At 62.9% G+C, this 15,758-nt stretch carries 15 protein-coding genes; 6 read left to right on the top strand and 9 right to left on the bottom strand.

Going from position 1 to position 15,758, the window contains the following annotated elements; translation table 11 throughout:
- The 4 genes from mutL to BV82_RS03110 are packed head-to-tail and all read right to left on the bottom strand — an operon-like array spanning position 1 to position 4,645.
- Positions 1–1,902, bottom strand: coding sequence for a DNA mismatch repair endonuclease MutL (mutL, locus tag BV82_RS03125; RefSeq protein WP_036995502.1), 1,902 nt, complete (start codon positions 1,900–1,902; stop codon positions 1–3).
- Positions 1,899–3,323: an N-acetylmuramoyl-L-alanine amidase gene (locus BV82_RS03120; RefSeq protein WP_198421649.1), complete on the bottom strand. Its 1,425-nt coding sequence runs from the start codon at positions 3,321–3,323 to the stop codon at positions 1,899–1,901. The genes mutL and BV82_RS03120 overlap by 4 nt, the downstream gene beginning before the upstream one ends.
- Before the next feature lie 3 nt (positions 3,324–3,326).
- Entirely contained in the window at positions 3,327–3,797 is a 471-nt protein-coding gene (gene tsaE / locus BV82_RS03115) for a tRNA (adenosine(37)-N6)-threonylcarbamoyltransferase complex ATPase subunit type 1 TsaE (protein WP_010221590.1), read from the bottom strand.
- Positions 3,785–4,645, bottom strand: coding sequence for an NAD(P)H-hydrate dehydratase (locus tag BV82_RS03110; protein WP_010221589.1), 861 nt, complete (start codon positions 4,643–4,645; stop codon positions 3,785–3,787). The genes tsaE and BV82_RS03110 overlap by 13 nt, the downstream gene beginning before the upstream one ends.
- Before the next feature lie 62 nt (positions 4,646–4,707).
- Here BV82_RS03110 and queG point away from each other — a divergent pair, with 62 nt between their 5' ends.
- Positions 4,708–5,781, top strand: coding sequence for a tRNA epoxyqueuosine(34) reductase QueG (queG, locus tag BV82_RS03105; RefSeq protein WP_036995501.1), 1,074 nt, complete (start codon positions 4,708–4,710; stop codon positions 5,779–5,781).
- 123 nt (positions 5,782–5,904) lie between these two features.
- On the opposite strand, the gene BV82_RS03100 is transcribed toward queG, so the two are convergent.
- Both BV82_RS03100 and orn read right to left on the bottom strand, forming a co-directional pair.
- On the bottom strand, positions 5,905–6,516 hold the full coding sequence (locus tag BV82_RS03100) for a trimeric intracellular cation channel family protein (protein ID WP_010221587.1): 612 nt from the start codon (positions 6,514–6,516) through the stop codon (positions 5,905–5,907).
- A 100-nt stretch (positions 6,517–6,616) separates the two neighbouring features.
- Positions 6,617–7,159 (bottom strand): oligoribonuclease, encoded by a 543-nt coding sequence (orn, locus tag BV82_RS03095; protein ID WP_036995500.1) that lies wholly within the window; start codon positions 7,157–7,159, stop codon positions 6,617–6,619.
- Positions 7,160–7,250: 91 nt separating this feature from the next.
- On the opposite strand from orn, the gene rsgA reads away from it, so the two are divergent.
- The gene (gene rsgA, locus BV82_RS03090; protein WP_010221585.1) at positions 7,251–8,282 is read left to right on the top strand and encodes a small ribosomal subunit biogenesis GTPase RsgA; all 1,032 of its coding nucleotides are present in this window, start codon (positions 7,251–7,253) and stop codon (positions 8,280–8,282) included.
- A 257-nt stretch (positions 8,283–8,539) separates the two neighbouring features.
- Entirely contained in the window at positions 8,540–9,022 is a 483-nt protein-coding gene (locus tag BV82_RS03085; protein WP_010221584.1) for a TIR domain-containing protein, read from the top strand.
- A gap of 62 nt (positions 9,023–9,084) precedes the next feature.
- Here BV82_RS03085 and motB read toward each other — a convergent pair whose 3' ends face one another.
- Positions 9,085–10,107 (bottom strand): flagellar motor protein MotB, encoded by a 1,023-nt coding sequence (gene motB, locus BV82_RS03080; protein WP_036995499.1) that lies wholly within the window; start codon positions 10,105–10,107, stop codon positions 9,085–9,087.
- Between the two features lie 3 nt (positions 10,108–10,110).
- The gene (gene motA / locus BV82_RS03075; RefSeq protein ID WP_010221582.1) at positions 10,111–10,962 is read right to left on the bottom strand and encodes a flagellar motor stator protein MotA; all 852 of its coding nucleotides are present in this window, start codon (positions 10,960–10,962) and stop codon (positions 10,111–10,113) included.
- A 131-nt stretch (positions 10,963–11,093) separates the two neighbouring features.
- Between motA and BV82_RS03070 the strand changes: the two genes are divergently transcribed.
- From BV82_RS03070 to asd, 3 genes are read left to right on the top strand one after another with little or no spacing between them, the layout of a single operon-like run.
- Positions 11,094–12,629, top strand: a complete 1,536-nt coding sequence (locus tag BV82_RS03070) for an HDOD domain-containing protein (protein WP_010221581.1) — start codon at positions 11,094–11,096, stop codon at positions 12,627–12,629.
- A gap of 47 nt (positions 12,630–12,676) precedes the next feature.
- Positions 12,677–13,486 carry a rhodanese-like domain-containing protein gene (locus BV82_RS03065; RefSeq protein ID WP_036995498.1) on the top strand — a complete coding sequence of 270 codons (810 nt, stop codon included), beginning with the start codon at positions 12,677–12,679 and terminating at the stop codon, positions 13,484–13,486.
- A gap of 9 nt (positions 13,487–13,495) precedes the next feature.
- Positions 13,496–14,359, top strand: a complete 864-nt coding sequence (gene asd, locus BV82_RS03060; RefSeq protein WP_010221579.1) for an archaetidylserine decarboxylase — start codon at positions 13,496–13,498, stop codon at positions 14,357–14,359.
- A 111-nt stretch (positions 14,360–14,470) separates the two neighbouring features.
- Here asd and serB read toward each other — a convergent pair whose 3' ends face one another.
- A complete protein-coding gene (gene serB / locus BV82_RS03055; RefSeq protein WP_010221578.1) occupies positions 14,471–15,685 on the bottom strand; it encodes a phosphoserine phosphatase SerB in 1,215 nt (404 codons plus the stop codon).
- Positions 15,686–15,758: the final 73 nt, after the last annotated feature.

The following is a 15,758-nucleotide window of genomic DNA, read 5'->3' as shown; positions in this document are numbered from 1 at the left end:
TCATCGACCGCGCAAAAACAGTTTGTCCAGATCGTCCAGGCCCATCTGGGTCCAGGTCGGCCGGCCATGGTTGCATTGACCGCTGCGCTCGGTGTTTTCCATGTCGCGCAGCAGGCCGTTCATTTCAGCGATGGCCAGGCGCCGGTTGGCGCGGATGGCGCCGTGGCAGGCCATGGTCCCGAGCAGCTCGTTCAGGTGCGCCTGAATACGGTCACTGGTGCCGTATTCCATCAGATCGGCCAGAACGTCCTGGACCAGGCGGTTGGCCTCGGCCTGCTTGAGCAGCGCCGGAATCTGCCGGATCGCCAGGCTTTCCGGGCCCAGGCGCTGCAGCTCGAAGCCCAGGCGCTGGAACCACTCGGCGTGCTCTTCGGCGCAATCGGCTTCGCGCTGGCTCAAGGCCAGGGACTCCGGCACCAACAGCGGCTGGCCGCTGAGGCCTTCGCTGGCCATGGCCACCTTGAGGCGTTCGTACATGATCCGTTCATGGGCGGCGTGCATGTCCACCAGCACCAGACCGACGGCGTTTTCGGCAAGAATATAAATGCCCTTGAGCTGGGCCAGGGCGTAGCCCAGCGGCGGGATGTCGCCCTGGCCTTCGGGCAAGGCCACCGGCGCAGCCTCGGCCAGCGGCGCAAAGAACTCCCGGTACACGCCCTGAGCTTCGGCTGCAGGCAATGCCTGGGTCGGTCGCGGCGTGTACTGGTATTGATAGCCTGCACCACTGCCATTGCTACCCACAGACGGACGCAGGCCTGGCTCGGCCATCGGCTGCTCAAGCAGGTTGGCAGCCAGGCGCATCTCGCCCTGGGGACCGAACTCACCGACCTGAATGCCGCTGGGGCGGATGATCTCGCTGGTGGCAGCGGGCGCGGCCAGCTGATCTTCCGGGCGCACATCGGCCAGGGCGCGATGCAGGGTGCCGTATAAAAAGTCGTGAACCATGCGCCCGTCACGGAAGCGCACTTCGTGCTTGGTCGGGTGCACGTTGACGTCGACACCGGTAGGGTCGACCTCGAAAAACAGCACGAAAGTCGGGTGCCGGCCATTGAACAGCACGTCACGGTAGGCCTGGCGCACGGCGTGGGCGACCAGTTTGTCGCGCACGGCACGACCATTGACGAAGAAGTACTGCAGGTCGGCCTGGCTGCGCGAGAAGGTCGGCAAACCGACCCAACCCCACAGGTGCAGGCCGTTGCGCTCAACCTCGATCGGCAGCGCCTGTTCTAGGAAGCCCGGGCCGCAGATGGCCGCTACACGGCGGGCGCGCGCGGTATCGTCATGGGCTTCGTGCAGGCTGAGGATGCTTTTGCCGTTATGGCGCAGGTGAAAACCCACGTCAAAACGCGCCAGCGCCAGGCGCCGGATCACTTCCTGCAGGTGATCGAATTCGGTTTTTTCGGTCTTGAGAAACTTGCGCCGGGCCGGGGTATTGAAGAACAGGTCGCGCACTTCCACCGAGGTACCGACCGGATGCGCTGCGGGCTGCACTCGCGGGGCCATGTCGCGGCCTTCGGTTTCCACCTGCCAGGCCTGTTCGGCATCGCGGGTACGCGAGGTCAGGGTCAGGCGGGCGACCGAGCTGATCGAGGCCAGGGCTTCACCACGAAAGCCCAGGCTCATGACCCGCTCAAGGTCTTCAAGGTCGCGAATCTTGCTGGTGGCGTGGCGGGCCAGGGCCAACGGCAGGTCATCGGCGGCAATACCAGCGCCGTCGTCGCGCACGCGCAGCAACTTGACGCCGCCCTGCTCGACTTCAACGTCGATACGCTTGGCGCCGGAGTCCAGGCTGTTTTCCAGCAGCTCCTTGATCACCGATGCCGGGCGCTCGACCACCTCACCGGCGGCAATCTGGTTGGCCAGCCGCGGGCTGAGCAGCTCGATGCGGGCACTGCTGCTCATTGCTGGGCCGCCAGGGCGGTGGTCGGGATGTTCAGGTGCTGGCCGACTTTGAGCTCATCGGTTTTCAGGCTGTTGGCGCTGCGCAGGCTGGCAACGCTGACCTGATAACGCACGGCGATCATCGCCAGGGTCTCGCCCGGGCGCACCGAATGCTCGCGCGGGCCCTGGGCAATCTTGCCGCTGTCGCGCAGCCAGGCGACATAAGTGCCCGGCGGCGGGTTCTGCTGGAAGAACTGGCGCACGCCGCTGTGGATCGAACGCGCCAGGGATTGCTGGTGGCTCGGGGTAGCCAGCTTGGCCGCCTCGTTGGCGTTGGAGATAAAGCCGGTTTCCACCAGGATCGATGGGATGTCTGGCGATTTAAGCACCATGAAGCCGGCCTGCTCGACGCGCTGCTTGTGCAGCGGGGTGATCCGGCCCATGTTGCCCAGGACCTTCTGGCCGACGTTGAGGCTGGAGGAGAGCGAGGCGGTCATCGACAGGTCGAGCAGCACACCTGCAAGCATGCGGTCCTTGTCATCGAGGCTGACGTTGCCGGCACCACCGATCAGGTCGGAGCGGTTTTCGCTGTCGGCCAGCCAGCGCGCGGTTTCCGAAGTGGCACCGCGATCGGACAGCGCAAACACCGAGGCACCGAAGGCCGCCTTGGACGGCGCAGCGTCCGCGTGGATCGAAATGAACAGGTCGGCGCCCTTCTTGCGGGCAATCTCGGTGCGTTTACGCAGCGGGATGAAGTAGTCACCGGTACGGGTCAGCTCGGCGCGAAAGCCCTTCTCGGTGTTGATCTGGCGCTGCAGTTCCTTGGCAATGGCCAGGACGATGTCTTTTTCATGCTGGCCACGCGAACCGGAAGCCCCCGGGTCTTCACCGCCGTGACCGGCGTCGATGGCAATGACAATGTCACGCTTGCCGTTGGGCACTGGAGGCAGCTTGATCGCCGGTTGCGCCGGGGTTACCGGCACTGCCGGCGTGGTCGCCACCGGCGGCGTTGGCGGTGGCGGCGCGGCATCGGCCTCCTGGTCGAACAGGTCGACCACCAGGCGGTTGCCGTACTGGGCATTGGGCGCCAGGATGAAGCTCTTGGGCGTCACCGATTTTTTCAGGTCGACCACTACGCGCAAGTCGGTCGGCGTACGCTGGGCCGAGCGCACGCTGGTAATCGGGGTATTGGAGGTAGACACCGACAACGGCGCAGCCAGGGTCGCGCCATTGATGTCGATCACCAGGCGATCCGGGGCGGTCAGGGTAAATACGCTGTGCTGCACAGGGCCCGAGAGGTCGAAGACCAGCCGTGTGTTATCCGGCGCTCGCCATAAACGCATACTTTTGACTTGCGTGACGGCCAGAGCGTCAACGGTCACTACCGTAAGCAGCAGTCCTACGACAGAAACCAGTGCGCGAATGCGCATACCTATCCCCATTTTCTATTTGAATTCCAAGGCCAGAGCGGCACACCAGGCTTCGCCACGTGCCCCCTGCGGCGACAGGTTGAGCGAACGACCGCCCGCCTGGGGGCTTATGGTAATGGTCAGGTCGGGCTTTGGCAAAATGCCCGCCCCTTTTTGGGGCCACTCGAACAGGCACAAGGCGTCATCTTCGAAGTAATCGCGGATGCCCAAGAACTCCAGTTCCTCCGGATCGACCAAGCGATACAGGTCGAAGTGGAACGCGCGAATGTCGCCAATCTCGTAAGGCTCAACCACTGTAAAGGTAGGACTCTTTACCGCCCCTTGGTGTCCGAGGCCGCGAATAATACCGCGCGACAGGGTGGTCTTGCCCGCTCCCAGGTCCCCTTCGAGAAAAATCACGCCGTGACCTTGAGTCACCTTGGCAATGCTATGGCCAACGTTGACCGTGGCCTGTTCATCGGCCAAAAACAGGGTTATGCCAAACACGCTGAATGCTCCTCCAATAACTGACGAATTGCCGGGACCATGTCGCTGGCCGCCAGGCCGCGGCCCTGCACGGCCAGGCGCTCGCCCGCACAGGCATGCAGCCAGACGCCCAGGCAGGCCGCGTCCCAGGCCGACATGCCCTGGGCGAGCAAGGCGCCGAGCACACCACTGAGCACATCCCCCAGGCCGGCACCCGCCATGGCCGGATGACCGCGCGAGCACAGCGCCAGTTGCCCCGCCGGGTCGGCTACCAGGGTGCCGGCGCCCTTCAGCACGCATATGACCGCGTATTTACGCGCGAGTTTGCGTGCCGCGCCGGGCCGGTCAGCCTGCACCGCCTCGGTCGATACACCCAGTAAACGAGCGGCCTCCCCCGGGTGCGGGGTGATGACGCTGCCTTTGGGCAATGGCAAAGGCTGGCGCGCCAGCAGGTTCAGGGCATCGGCGTCCCACACCTGCGGCGCCTGGCTGCTGGCCACCGCCGACAACAGGCTGCGGCCCCAGGCCGCCTGCCCAAGCCCCGGGCCGACCACCAGCACCGAAGCCCGCTCGATCGGCGTCATCAACTGGTTGGCCGAATGCACACCCAGGCTCATCACCTCGGGCAGACGGGCCATTGCTGCGGGCACATGCTCGGCACGCGTGACCAGCGACACCAGCCCGGCGCCGCAACGCAACGCCGCTTCGGCACTGAGCAGCACGGCACCACCCGTGCCGCGATCACCACCGACCACCAGCACATGGCCGAAGTCGCCCTTATGGGCGTCGGCAGGACGTGGCGCCAGGGGCGCAAGGGTGACGCTGGTGAGCCGATGTGGCTCGTTTGCGGGGTGTTTGGTCTGAGGCATGGGTCAAAGGCTCTGATGTCTGGCAGAATTATACGCACCTGAGTCCGTATTGCCTTATTCCCATGTCTGCTTCCGCCCCCGACCTACCCACGCTGGCCCAATCGATCAAGGATTGGGGCCGAGAGCTCGGCTTTGCCCATGTCGGCATCGCCGGGGTGGACCTGGGCGAGCACGAAAAACACCTGGAGCGCTGGCTTGAGGCCGGCTATCACGGCGAAATGGACTACATGGGCGCCCACGGCAGCAAGCGCTCGCACCCGGATGAGCTGGTGCCCGGCACCTTGCGCGTGGTGTCCCTGCGCATGGACTACCTGCCGGGTGATACGCGCATGGCCCAGCAACTGGCCCAACCGGAGAAAGCCTATATCTCCCGCTACGCCCTGGGCCGCGACTACCACAAGCTGGTACGCAAACGCGTGCAACACCTGGCCGAGCGCATCCAGAAAGAGATCGGCCCGTTCGGCTTTCGGGCGTTTGTCGACAGCGCCCCAGTGCTGGAAAAGGCCATCGCCGAGCAGGCCGGGCTGGGCTGGATCGGCAAGAACACCCTGCTGCTCAACCGCAAGGCCGGCAGTTACTTCTTTCTTGCCGAGCTGTTCGTCGATATGCCGCTGCCGGTCGATCCGCCACACGCCAGCGAACACTGCGGACGCTGCAGCGCCTGCCTGGACATCTGCCCGACCCAGGCCTTTGTCGGCCCCTATGTGCTGGATGCCAGGCGCTGTATCTCGTACCTGACCATCGAGCTGAAAAGCGCGATCCCCGAAGAGCTGCGACCGTTGATCGGTAATCGGGTATTCGGCTGCGACGACTGCCAGATTGTCTGCCCGTGGAACCGTTTTGCCCGCCCCAGCGGCGAGAGCGACTTCAAACCCCGGCACAATCTCGATAGCGCCGGGCTTGCAGAGCTGTTCATGTGGGATGAGCAGACCTTCCTCGACAGCACCGAAGGCTCACCGCTGCGCCGTGCCGGTTATGAGCGCTGGTTACGCAACCTGGCGGTGGGGCTGGGCAATGCACCGTCGACTATCCAGGTGCTGGAGGCGCTCAAGGCGCGGCGGGAGTATCCGTCGGAGCTGGTGCGCGAGCATGTGGAGTGGGCGTTGGGGCAGCATGCCGAGCGGCAGGCTGGCTGAATCAGCGGCGCAGGCATCGCTGGCAAGCCAGCTCCCACAGGGGACCAGGCTGGTTGCATTATTGAGACCGGTCAGGGGTTATGTGGGAGCTGGCTTGCCAGCGATGAGGCCGGCACAAGCAAATCAATGCTCGTCGTTGTAATGAAACTTGGGCATTTCCCAATGAAACCGAATCGCCAGCAGCCGTAGCAGGAAACCGCCAAACAAGGTCAGCAGAATCGCCTGCTCACCCGGCACATTGAAGTACACGCACCCCAGATAGAACCAGGCCGCCGCGAACGACACACTGGCATACAGCTCTCGGCGGAAGATCAGCGGAATATCGTTACAAAAGATATCCCGAAGAATGCCGCCAAACACCCCGGTGATCACCCCGCTGATCGACGCCACCAGCATGCCCTGGCCCATTTCCAGCGCCGTCATGCAGCCGATCAGGGTGAAGGCCACCAGCCCCAGGGCATCGAGCACCAGGAACAGCGAGCGCAGGTGGCGCATCAGCGGTGCAATGAAGATGGTCATCAGCGCCGCGAAACTGGTCAACACCAGGTATTCCGGGTGCTTGACCCAGGTCAGCGGGTAATGCCCCAGCAGCACGTCGCGCACCGAGCCACCACCCAGCGCGGTGATGCAGGCGATCAGCACCACACCGAACCAGTCCATGCCGCGACGGCCGGCCGACAGCGCGCCAGTCATGGCTTCAGCGGTGATAGCAACGAGGTAGAGCATCAACAACATGGCGCAGATCCGAGCAATGGGGCGCGCAGTCTAACCAGTTGCCACAGGCACCAAAAGGGGGCGCCGCACGGATTGTCTGTACAAGCCGACGGCGCTGCGATCAGAACTTGATGAAGTGCTCGCGATAGTGGCGCAATTCGTTGATCGATTCGCGGATATCGTCCAGCGCCAGGTGGGTACCGCCCTTCTTGAAGCTGTCGCGCACCTCAGGGGCCCAGCGTGCCGCCAACTCCTTGAGGGTCGAGACGTCGAGGTTGCGGTAGTGGAAGTAGTTTTCCAGGTTGCGCATGTGGCGATAGAGGAACCGGCGATCCTGGCAGATGCTGTTGCCACAGATCGGGGATTTGCCTTTGGGTACCCACTGCTCCAGGAAAGCGATGGTCTGGGCCTCGGCTTCGGCCATGCTGACCGTGCTGTCCTTGACCCGCTGAGTCAGGCCGGAGGCGCCATGGGTGCGGGTGTTCCACTCATCCATGCGCGCCAGCACTGCATCACTGTGGTGAATGGCGATCACCGGGCCTTCGGCCAGGGTGTTGAGGTCGCTGTCGGTGACGATGGTGGCCATTTCGATAATGACGTCTTGATCCGGATCCAGACCGGTCATTTCCAGGTCGATCCAGATCAGGTTCTGTGGGTTCTGCATGATTCTGCTCCTCGGTAGGTGCGCAGTTTAGCCTAGTGGAGCGTGCTAAACTCCCCGCCGTTAAATATTGCCTCCCGAACACGGAACCTTCATGGCCAAACGCCAGCTCAATCGACGCCAGAACTGGCGCATCGAAAAAATCCAGGGTGAACGCGCTGCCCGCGCCGCCAAACGCGAACAACAGACCCTGAAGGAGCTCGAAGGCGGCGACCTCGGCCCGGAACAACTGGGCCTGGTTATCGCCCACTTTGGCGTGCAGGTCGAAGTCGAAGCCCAGGACGGCGACGTTGCCGGCCAGGTGTTCCGTTGCCACTTGCGCGCCAACCTGCCAGCGCTGGTCACCGGCGACAAGGTCGTGTGGCGGGCTGGCAACCAGGGCATCGGTGTGATCGTGGCACAGATGCCGCGCCACACCGAGCTGTGCCGCCCGGACAGCCGCGGCCAGCTCAAGCCGGTGGCGGCCAACGTCGACCTGATCGTGATCGTCTTCGCCCCGGCACCGGAACCCCATGCCAACCTGATCGACCGTTACCTGGTGGCGGCTGAACATGCCGGCATCCGGCCGTTGCTGCTGCTGAACAAGGCCGACCTGATCGACGAACAGAACGCGCCGGCGCTCAATGCGTTGCTGGCGGTGTACCGACAGCTGAGCTATCCCGTGCTGGAAGTGTCGGCCCATCAGGGCAATGGCATGGAGCAGCTGCAGGCGCAACTCGACGGCCACATCAGTGTGTTCGTCGGCCAGTCCGGGGTTGGCAAGTCATCGCTGGTCAACAGCCTGCTGCCCGATGTGCAGACCCGCGTCGGCGACCTGTCGGAATGGTCCGGCCAGGGCACCCACACCACCACCACCGCCCGCCTCTATCACTTCCCTGGCGGTGGCGAACTGATCGACTCCCCGGGTATCCGTGAATTCGGCCTGGGCCATGTCAGCCGCGCCGATGTCGAAGCCGGCTTCATCGAATTCACCGACCTGCTCGGCACCTGCCGCTTTCGCGACTGCAAGCACGATCGCGAACCCGGTTGCGCGTTGCTCAAGGCCCTCGAAGATGGCCGCGTGCAACAGCAGCGAATGAACAGCTACCGTTCGATCATCGCCAGCCTGCCGCAAGACAGCTACTGAGTACCCGAGGCTCGGAAACGGGCCTCAAACGGCTACAAAGTAGGACCTATATGTAGGGATTTTTACCCAAACAAGCAGGAAGCATCTTGTTTGTTGGTCGTACCTTGCTGTCCGAAAGACTTTCGCTGATTGTCACCTTTCAAGATTCGCCGCCATGAAGCGAATCGCCCCATGCCCTGCGTATGAAAGGAATCAACCATGACAATTCAGCCGTTACGCATCGATGCCACGCCCTCCAGCCTGGGAGGGCACCACTGATGCCAGTCTTTATCAGTTATCGCCACAGCCAACGCCTGGACGCCTTCATCATCAATGAACGGCTCAAGCTCGAAGGCATCAGTACCCAACTGGACCTGTTCGACAACGAGGCGCAGCAGACCACCGACGATATCAGCGGCATTATCCGGCGCAACATCAGCCAATGTACCCATCTGATCGCCGTGCTTGCCCCCGAGACCGCCGACGCCTGGTGGGTGCCCTTCCAACTGGGGGCGGCGACCCTGGTCAATCGCCGGGTTGCCTTCTACCAATGCGGCGAGGCCACCTTACCGGCCTATCTGGAGAAGTGGCCAACCATGTACAACCGCGAGCACATTGACCTGTACGTTCGCGCCTACCATGACGAGCAGACCTTCAAGCGTTCGATCGACAGTGAAGCCTGCGAGGCCAATGCCACCAACCGCTCCAACGCCGATTTCTTCCATGCCGACCTCAAGGCCAAGATCCGCCGCGGCTTCTAGCCCGTAGCGTAAAAAAACGCCCGTGGGCATCGCTGCGCACGGGCGTTTTTCTACAAACAGTATTACTGCTTGTTTTCGTCCATCTTCAACACGCCGTCCTCGAAGATGTTCAGCTTCTGCCGCAACTCCCGTGGCTGCATCGGCTCGGGCTCGGCCGCCGGGGCCTGCGCTTGCGGGGCAGCCGGTGCCGGCGCTGCAGCACCGGGTTGCGCGGCATCAGGGGCAGCAGGCTGGGTCTGCTCGCCCTCGATGGTACGCTGGGCCTTCTTGGTCAGAACAATGATATCGATACGGCGGTTGACCGGGTTGAGCGGGTTCTGCCGGTCGAACAACGACGACGAGGCGTAACCCACTACCCGTGCCACCTGAGTATCCGGATAGCCACCGGCGACCAGCGCACGACGGGCCGCGTTGGCACGGTTGGCCGACAGCTCCCAGTTACCGAAGTCACCGGTACCGGCGTACGGCTTGGCATCGGTATGGCCGCTGATGCTGATCTTGTTCGGCACCGCCTTGATGGTGTCGGCCATGGCCAGCAGGATGTCTTCGAAGTACGGTTGCAAACGCGCGCTACCCAGGTCGAACATCGGCCGGTTCTCGGCGTCCATGATCTGGATGCGCAGGCCGTCCTGAGTGATTTCGAAGAGGATCTGGTCCTTGAACTTCTGCAGTTGCGGGTTTTCTTCGACCTTGTTCTGCAGCTCCTGCAACAGCAGTTCCAGGCGTTCGCGCTCAACCTGCTCGGCCATGCTCTCAACCTTGTCCTGGTCCAGTTGCAAGCTGGTGTCAGGGGTCGGCTCGGATTTCACTTCCGGGTTGATGGTCTTTTCCGGAGCGAGCTGGGGCGAACCACCGAGATCGATGATGTAGGGCGTACCGCTCTCGGAAAAACCGATCGGGTCTTTGAAGTAGCCGGCAATGGCAATCTTCTGCTCAGGCGTGGCCGTCGACAGCAGCCACAGCACCAGGAAGAACGCCATCATCGCCGTAGCGAAGTCGGCGAAGGCGATCTTCCAGGCGCCACCGTGGTGGCCGTCGCCAAAGCGCTTGATGCGCTTGACGATAATGGGCTGATTGTTCTCCATGGCTTAGCGACCGCGAACTGCTTGTTCCAGCTCGGCGAAGCTCGGGCGATGGGCCGGGAACAGCACCTTGCGCCCGAATTCCACGGCCAGCGATGGCGGCATGCCCGAGGCCGAAGCCACCAGCGAGGCCTTGATCGCCTCGTAGATGTTGAGCTCTTCCTTGGCGTCATGGCGCAAGGATGTGGCCAACGGGCCGAAGAAACCGTAGGCGGCGAGAATACCGAAGAAGGTACCCACCAGCGCCGCACCCACGTGCAGGCCGATGGACTTCTGGTCGCCATCGCCCAGCGAGGCCATGGTCACCACGATACCCAGAACCGCAGCGACGATACCGAAACCTGGCATGCCGTCGGCGATGCCGGTCACGGCATGGGACGGGTGCTCGAGTTCTTCCTTCATGCTCAGCAGTTCCATGTCGAACAGGCCCTCGAGCTCGTGCGGGGCCATGTTGCCAGTGGACATGATGCGCAGGTAATCACAGATGAACGCCGTCATGCGCTCATCCCCCAGGACTGCCGGGTACTTGGCGAAAATCGGGCTGGCAGCGGCGTCTTCGATATCGGCTTCGATCGCCATCATGCCTTCGCGACGGGATTTGTTGAGAATCTCGTAGACCAGGCCCAGCACCTCGATATAGAAAGTGTGGGTAAAACGCGTGCCAAACATCTTCAGCGACTTCTTGATTACATGCATGGTCATGTAACCAGGGTTGGCCTGAAGAAATGCACCAAAGGCAGCGCCACCGATGATCAGCACTTCGAAAGGCTGAATCAGGGCCGCAATCTTGCCGTGGGAAAGAACATATCCGCCGAGCACACTCGCGAATACGACGATGATGCCGATAATTTTAGCCATAGATAGGAAGCACTTACTGTCGTGGTCAGGGTCGTGAGCGGAAGTTAAAAAAACTCTTCTTCTACTTATCGGCAGAAGTGCGCCAGACTATAGTCAGTCAAGGCGAAAAGCCAGTTCGGCCTACCTCCAGCATGCCTATTGAAACCATCGTGCCAAGTCAAACACCAAAAACACTCGATGCCTGGGTCAAGCTCCTCGATAGCGTGCGCCTACCGGTGCCGCTGGCCAGTTTCGAGCGGGTAAAAGCCGCCATCGGCGACAGCCGCCGCTCATTGCGCGATATCGCCGAACTGATGCAGGACAGCCCGGCCCTGGTGCTCAGCGTGATGCGCGAGGCCAATCACCACAGCAGTACGGCCATGAGCGAGCCGGCCGAGAGCCTGGAAATCGCCCTCAACCGCCTGGGGCTTGCGCGTACCACAGAGCTGCTGGAACGCCTGCCGGCCGTGCCCGAGAGCGAGATTGCGCCCACCCTGCGCCAGTTGCAGATGGTCAGCCAGCACGCCAGCCAGCAGGCCAACGGCCTGTTCGCCAGCCGCCTGGCGCGTCTGTGGCAAGAAATCCACTGGGGTAGCCTGCTGTTCCTGGCGCCGCTGTGGCCGCTGGCGCTGACGCACCCCAAGCTCCTCGATGAATGGGAGCTGCGCGTGGTGCACAAAGGCGAGTCGGCCTCCCGAGTGGAAGAAGAGCTGTTTGGCGTACGGGTCATGAGCCTGTGCAAGGCCCTGGCCGAACACTGGCGCCTGCCGGACTGGGTAACCCGCGGTTACCATTTACTGCAGGAAGAACGCCGCCTGCTGGCCGAGGCGATCCTCATCGCCCGCGATCAGGACAGCCTGCACCAGCAACAACGCCTCGACGATCAGCCAAGCTTGCGCCGCTGGTTCAATCAGCCGGCCAATACCGTGCTACTGGCCAACGGCCTGGCCCTGGCCTCGCAGGCGGGCTGGACCAATGCACATGTGCAGCGCTGGCAACTGCTCACCAGCCTTTACCTGCAAACGCCGTTGGACGATGTGCAACAACTGGTGCACCAACAGGCGGCGATCAGTGCCCGTCATCACGCCTGCCCCGGCCTGTTCCACCCGGCCGAGGCTCTGCTCTGGCCCTGGCAGCAACAACACCTGCACCAGGGCCAGATCGCCCCGCCAACGCCCTCGGCCCAGGCCCTGGGCACCTGGCGCAAGCTCTGCGGCGAGTTGCTCGCCGAGCCGAGCCCGTTCAGCAATGCCATCCACCTCACTACCCTGGCGCGCGATGCCCTGGTCGCCTGCGGCATGCAACGACTGATGCTGTTGATGACCGACAAGACCGTGAGCCAGTTGCGGGTTCACCAGACTGCCGGCATTCCCGGTGAAGCTGCCAACCTGGTGCTGCCTATCGAGCAAAGCAAACTGTTGCAGCGTTTGCTGAGCAAGTCGGCGCAACTGCGCCTGACCCCGGACAACCACGCCCAGTTCTCGGCCCTGCTGCCGGCCAGCCTGCGTGCGCTGTTTCGCAGCGAACATGTGTTGCTGCGCTCGCTATCGAGCAATGGCCGGGTGGTGATGCTGCTGGTCGCCGACCAGGGCGGCAAGCCATTGGCCGACGTCAGCGTGCAAGCCTTCGGCAAAACCGCGCAATGCATCGAGCGGGCCCTGACCGCCTTCAGCAACCGCAGCGCCTGAGCCATGCGCTACAATCGCCCCCCTCTGTTCTGCTCTGGAGACTCTGGATGACTGACTTTTCTGGCTTGCCCCTGGTAATCGAGCCGGCTGATCTGCAAGCCCGGCTGGATGCGCCAGAGTTGATCCTGGTCGACCTGACCAGCCCCAACCGCTATGCCAGCGGGCATGTTCCCGGTGCGCGCTTCGTCGACCCGAAGCGCACGCAGCTGGGCCAGCCTCCCGCGCCAGGCCTGTTGCCGGCCAAGGCTGACCTGGAAAAACTGTTTGCCGAACTCGGCCATAACGCCAACGCGGTCTACGTCGTATATGACGAGGAAGGCGGGGGTTGGGCCGGGCGCTTCATCTGGCTGCTCGACGTCATCGGGCACAAGCGCTACCACTACCTCAACGGTGGCATCCAGGCCTGGCCGGCCAACAACCTTGCCACTGATGTGCCGCTCAACATCACCGGCACGGTCAGCCTGACCCTGCACGAAGAGCCAACGGCAACCCGCGAGTACCTGCAAAGCCGCCTCGGTGCCACCGACCTGGCGATCTGGGACGCGCGCAGCCCAGCCGAGTACCGTGGCGAAAAAGTCCTCGCGGCCAAGGGCGGGCATATCCCCGGCGCGGTCAATTTCGAATGGACCGCCGGCATGGACATGAACGATCACCTGCGTATCCGCAAGGACATGCCCGAAATCCTCGCGCAGCTGGGCATCAGCAAAGACAAGGAAGTGGTCACCCACTGCCAGACTCATCACCGTTCCGGCTTTACCTACCTGGTGGCCAAGCATCTGGGCTACCCTCGGGTCAAAGCCTACGCCGGATCCTGGGGCGAATGGGGCAACCACCCCGACACCCCTGTCGAAGTTTAAGGAAACCTAATGAAATCCCGCTTGTTCATCATCAGTCAGTACCTGCTGCCTCATCACCTGCTTTCGCGCCTGGCCGGCTGCATCGCCGAATGCCGCGTGCGCTGGTTCAAGAACGCCTTCACCAGCTGGTTCGCCAAGCGCTACCAGGTGGACATGTCCCAGGCCCTGGTCGAAGACGTCACCGCCTACGAGCACTTCAACGCCTTCTTTACCCGCGCCCTCAAGCCAGGTGCGCGTCCGCTGGATGAAACCCCGGGGGCGATCCTCTGCCCGGCCGACGGTGCCGTCAGCCAGCTCGGCCCGATCGAGCATGGGCGTATCTTCCAGGCCAAGGGCCACAGTTTCAGCGCCCTGGAGCTGCTGGGTGGCGATCCGGCCAACGCCGCGCCGTTCATGGGTGGCCAGTTCGCCACCATCTACCTGTCGCCCAAGGACTACCACCGCGTGCACATGCCGCTGGCCGGCACCCTGCGCGAGATGATCTACGTACCGGGCCGGTTGTTCTCGGTCAACCAGACCACTGCCGAAAACGTTCCGGAACTGTTCGCCCGCAACGAGCGCGTCGTCTGCCTGTTCGACACCGAACGCGGGCCGATGGCCGTGGTACTGGTGGGTGCGATGATCGTCGCCTCGATCGAAACCGTCTGGGCCGGCCTGGTGACGCCACCCAAGCGTGAACTGAAAACCGTGCGCTACGACGAAGCCAGCCGTGCGCCGATCCACCTGGAGAAAGGCGCCGAGCTGGGCCGTTTCAAGCTGGGTTCGACAGCCGTGGTACTGTTCGGGCCAGAGCAAGTGAAATGGGCCGAAGAGCTCGGCGCAGGCTCTGCGGTAAGCATGGGCCAGCGCCTGGCACTGCCGGAGCAAGCCTGAAAATAAAAAAGCCCGCAGCGATGCGGGCTTTTTTGTACCTGGCTTTCGGATCCTGCGCAAAACCCTGTGGGAGCTGGCTTGCCAGCGATGGGCCGCACAGCGACCCCGCCATCACGCGCGACCGTCGCGATCCCGGAAACCCAACAGGTACAGCACACCATCCAGGCCCAGGGTCGAGATCGCCTGCTTGGCCGATTGTTTGACCAACGGCTTGGCGCGGAAGGCCACGCCCAGGCCGGCAATCGCCAGCATCGGCAGATCGTTGGCGCCGTCACCGACCGCAATGGTCTGCTCCATCTGCAGGCCTTCCTTGCGCGCCAGCTCGCCAAGCAGGTCGGCCTTGCGCTGGGCATCGACGATCGGCTCGACAGCCACGCCGGTCACCTTGCCATCGACCACTTCCAGCTCGTTGGCGAACACATAATCGATGCCCAGCTTGGCTTGCAGCTGCTTGGCGAAGTAGGTGAAGCCGCCAGAGAGAATGGCGGTCTTGTAGCCCAGGCGCTTGAGTTCGGCAAACAGCGTCTCGGCGCCTTCGGTCAGGCGTAGCGAAGCACCGATCTGGTCCAGCACGCCAACGTCCAGGCCCTTGAGCAGCGCCAGGCGCTCCTTGAAGCTGGCACGGAAATCCAGTTCGCCGCGCATGGCCCGCTCGGTGATTTCTGCAACCTGCTCGCCTACACCCGCCGCCTTGGCCAGTTCGTCGATCACTTCGGCTTCGATCAGCGTCGAGTCCATGTCGAACACCGCCAGGCGGCGGTTGCGACGGAACAGCGAATCCTGCTGGAAGGCGATGTCAACGTTCAGCTCCTGGGCGACGCTGAGGAACTCGGCGCGCAGGGCCTGTGGATCAGCCGGTTCGCCACGTACCGAGAACTCGATGCAGCCCTTGCCCTGCTCAACCGGAGTGTCCAGCGCCACACGACCGGACAGGCGATCGATATGGTCGATGTTCAACCCGTACTTGGCGGTGATCGAGCTGACGCGCTGCAACTGCTCGGCAGTCACCTTGCGGGTCAGCAGGGTGACGATATGCCGGGCCTTGCCCTGGCCTTCGACCCAGTTCTGGTAGTCGGCTTCGGAAACCGGAGTAAAACGCACCTGCTGGTCGAGTTCGTAGCCCGCAAACAGGATGTTCTTGAGCACCGATGAAGCCTTCTCGGTATCCGGAATTTCCACCAGGATGCCAAAGGACAGGGTGTCGTGAATCACCGCCTGACCGATGTCGAGGATGTTCACCCCACCCTGGGCCAGGACGCCGGTGATGGCCGCAGTAAGACCCGGGCGGTCCTCACCAGTGATGTTAATCAGAACGATTTCGCGCAAGACGGGCTCCGACTCGTTGAAAAAAAGCGCATTCTACCGATTTTCGCTGACCATCGGGCGCAGTCGATACTTT

The organism is Pseudomonas donghuensis, assembly GCF_000696345.2.
Taxonomy (GTDB): Bacteria; Pseudomonadota; Gammaproteobacteria; order Pseudomonadales; family Pseudomonadaceae; genus Aquipseudomonas; species Aquipseudomonas donghuensis.
The sequence above is the reverse complement of the archived record's forward strand: the minus strand, read 5'-3'. Positions and strand labels throughout refer to the sequence as shown.

Excerpts from the sequence above, each read along its gene's own strand:
- BV82_RS03100 (WP_010221587.1), bottom strand. The coding sequence starts at position 6,516 with ATGTTGTTGATGCTCTACCTCGTTGCTATCACCGCTGAAGCCATGACT.
- motA (WP_010221582.1), bottom strand. The coding sequence starts at position 10,962 with ATGGCTAAAATTATCGGCATCATCGTCGTATTCGCGAGTGTGCTCGGC.
- BV82_RS03070 (WP_010221581.1), top strand. The coding sequence starts at position 11,094 with ATGCCTATTGAAACCATCGTGCCAAGTCAAACACCAAAAACACTCGAT.
- BV82_RS03120 (WP_198421649.1), bottom strand. The coding sequence starts at position 3,323 with ATGGGGATAGGTATGCGCATTCGCGCACTGGTTTCTGTCGTAGGACTG.
- BV82_RS03085 (WP_010221584.1), top strand. The coding sequence starts at position 8,540 with ATGCCAGTCTTTATCAGTTATCGCCACAGCCAACGCCTGGACGCCTTC.
- motB (WP_036995499.1), bottom strand. The coding sequence starts at position 10,107 with ATGGAGAACAATCAGCCCATTATCGTCAAGCGCATCAAGCGCTTTGGC.
- rsgA (WP_010221585.1), top strand. The coding sequence starts at position 7,251 with ATGGCCAAACGCCAGCTCAATCGACGCCAGAACTGGCGCATCGAAAAA.
- BV82_RS03065 (WP_036995498.1), top strand. The coding sequence starts at position 12,677 with ATGACTGACTTTTCTGGCTTGCCCCTGGTAATCGAGCCGGCTGATCTG.
- asd (WP_010221579.1), top strand. The coding sequence starts at position 13,496 with ATGAAATCCCGCTTGTTCATCATCAGTCAGTACCTGCTGCCTCATCAC.
- queG (WP_036995501.1), top strand. The coding sequence starts at position 4,708 with ATGTCTGCTTCCGCCCCCGACCTACCCACGCTGGCCCAATCGATCAAG.
- mutL (WP_036995502.1), bottom strand. The coding sequence starts at position 1,902 with ATGAGCAGCAGTGCCCGCATCGAGCTGCTCAGCCCGCGGCTGGCCAAC.
- BV82_RS03110 (WP_010221589.1), bottom strand. The coding sequence starts at position 4,645 with ATGCCTCAGACCAAACACCCCGCAAACGAGCCACATCGGCTCACCAGC.
- orn (WP_036995500.1), bottom strand. The coding sequence starts at position 7,159 with ATGCAGAACCCACAGAACCTGATCTGGATCGACCTGGAAATGACCGGT.